3 protein-coding genes are annotated in these 2363 nt (G+C 70.8%); all 3 read right to left on the reverse strand.

Features of this window, described 5'->3' with window-relative positions:
- Window positions 1-609 (reverse strand): ABC transporter permease (locus ABZ749_RS34000; protein WP_357235223.1); only part of this gene is annotated, 609 nt, incomplete at its 3' end.
- Window positions 606-1541, reverse strand: coding sequence for an ABC transporter ATP-binding protein (locus ABZ749_RS34005; RefSeq protein ID WP_355494508.1), 936 nt, complete (start codon window positions 1539-1541; stop codon window positions 606-608). The genes ABZ749_RS34005 and ABZ749_RS34000, both read right to left, overlap by 4 nt.
- 141 nt (window positions 1542-1682) lie before the next feature.
- A complete protein-coding gene (locus tag ABZ749_RS34010) occupies window positions 1683-2330 on the reverse strand; it encodes a hypothetical protein (protein ID WP_357235226.1) in 648 nt (215 codons plus the stop codon).
- Window positions 2331-2363 lie beyond the last annotated feature (33 nt).

Here is a 2363-nt window from a genome sequence, read left to right on the forward strand (position 1 = left end):
GAAGAGCAGACCCACCACCTGGGTGCCGATCAGGTAGAGCACCGCCGCCGTGATCACCGCTCCGAGCTGGTTGGTGATCAGCGTGCCGATGCCCACCCCGAGGATCGTCCAGATGGCGTAGGCCAGCAGGTTGAACAGCAGCGCCCGCTGCACCGGCCACTCACCGAGCTGAGTGCCGTAGTCGTTAGCGGACAGGAAGATCGCGCCGGCGGCCAGGTCGATCAGCGTGGTGGCCAGCCAGAACATGAAGCCGAGCAGGCTGGCGGCGACGAGCTTGCTGACGATGACCGACGTTCGCCGGGGGGTCGTCAGAAACGTCGTGGTCGCGGTCTGGTGGAAGAACTCGTTGGTGACCATCAGGATGCCGATGAGCATCACGAACATCAGCCCGAGGTACTGGCCCGACGTGTAGAGGTTCGCCGCCTGCGCCGGCGCGGTCGCCTGCTCGGGGCTGACACCGATGTTCTCGGCGTCACCGCCGAGCGCCGTGACGGCCAACCACGCGTTGACCGCGAACGCCAGGGCGATCGAGAGCAACGCGCCGATAGCCAGCCACCACCAGGTGCTGGTGGTACGGATCTTGAGTAGCTCGGATCGGACCAGGTTCATCGGATGCCCGCCTTTCCGGCCGTCAGCTCCAGGAAGACCCGTTCCAGATCGGGCCGTTCGGTGGTCAGTTCGTGCAGCTCGACCCCGGCCGCGAGAGCGGATCGGCCGATCGTCGGGGCGTCCACCCCGCCGACCAGCAGCACACCCTGCTCGTCGGTCTCGACGGTCGCCGACTGCGCCTTCAGGGCGGCGGTCAACACCTCGGCCTGCGGGGTGCGGACCCGGACGCGGGCGCCCTGGGCCATCGACCCGAGCACCTGGTCGACCGGACCCTGCCGGACCAACTGCCCAGCCGCGATGATCACCACGTCGTCGGCGAGCAACTGCATCTCCGACAGCAGGTGGCTGGAGACCAGCACCGTACGACCCTCGTGGGCGAGGTTCTTGAGGAACCCACGCATCCACCGGATGCCCTCCGGGTCCAGCCCGTTGGCCGGCTCGTCGAGGATCAGCACGCGGGGGTCACCGAGCATCGCGGCGGCGATGCCGAGCCGCTGCTTCATGCCCAGCGAGTAACCCTTGAACTTGCGCTTCGCCGCCGGGGTCAGCCCGACCAGGGCCAACGCCTCGTCGGCCCGCTGCTTGGGCAGCCCGGCCGCGGCGCAGATGACCCGCAGGTGGTTGATGCCGGTGCGGCCCTTGTGCGCGCTGGAAGCCTCCAGCACCGCCCCGACCTGCCGCAGCGGGGTGGCGAGGTCGGTGTACCGCTGGCCGCTGATGGTGGCCGTGCCGGCGGTCGGCGTGACCAGGTTCAGCAGCATGCGCAGCGTGGTGGTCTTGCCTGCGCCGTTCGGGCCGAGGAAGCCGGTCACCCGTCCCGGCGCCACGGTGAAGGACAGGTTGTTCACCGCCCGGACGTTCTTGTACTGCTTCGTCAGACCGGACACCACGATCTGACCGTCGCTGGTGGGGCTTCGCTGCCCGTCAGTCATCGTTCTCCTCCCGTGTGTGGCGTAGAGGTACGCCGTGGCACAGCGTGACGGCCCGTGGCTGCAAGGTCAATCAGGCGCGGTCGGTACGTCTGCCTCCGTCGCGGGGCGGAGGCGACTCATCCCTGCGGACTACGCCCGGGTTCAGCGGGCGATCCAGGTTGCCCGCGCCGCGCCGAGCAACGACCCGTCCGGGCCGTACAGGCTGGTGTGCACGAGCGCCTTGCGCCCATCGACGCGCAGCAACGCCCCGGTCACCACACACTCGTCGCCCGGCCCGGGCAGCGCCGCGACCACGGCGGCGATCCGGCCCAGCAGGTACGGGCGGCCCGGCGCGAGCACCGCCCAACCACCGGGACAGTCCAGCGCAGCCCAGACCGTTGCCGCGCCGATCTGTGCGGGCGCGCGGAACGGGGCGGCGGTCCGCCCGTCCGGCAGTCGGCCGGGGAAGATCCGCAGCCCGTCGGCCCGCTGCGGCCCGCAGACGTAACAGGTGGGGAACGGATGCTCGACCAGGCCGGGGTATCGGGCCGCGGCGGCGACCGCCGTCTCCAGGTCGACTGGGGGTACGACGGCGTCGATCACCCCGGCCGGGCGTACCTCGGCCACCAGCTCGCCGGCCGGGTCCCGAACCTCGCCGTCGACAAGGGTCAGCTCGGTCTCCAGCGGTGGTGGCCGGCGCAGCGTCACCTCGACCGGCCCGCCGCCGCCCGCCTCGGCGGCGAAGATCCCCGCGCTCCAGCCGCCGTTGCCGGAACCGGCGGGCCCGTTGTAGCGGGTTTCGATGCGCATTGTCGGCCTCCGGTGGAACGTGCCGGCGTCGTC

The organism is Micromonospora sp. NPDC047753 (assembly GCF_040642735.1).
GTDB lineage: Bacteria > Actinomycetota > Actinomycetes > Mycobacteriales > Micromonosporaceae > Micromonospora.

Excerpts from the sequence above, each read along its gene's own strand:
- ABZ749_RS34005 (WP_355494508.1), bottom strand. The coding sequence starts at position 1,541 with ATGACTGACGGGCAGCGAAGCCCCACCAGCGACGGTCAGATCGTGGTG.
- ABZ749_RS34010 (WP_357235226.1), bottom strand. The coding sequence starts at position 2,330 with ATGCGCATCGAAACCCGCTACAACGGGCCCGCCGGTTCCGGCAACGGC.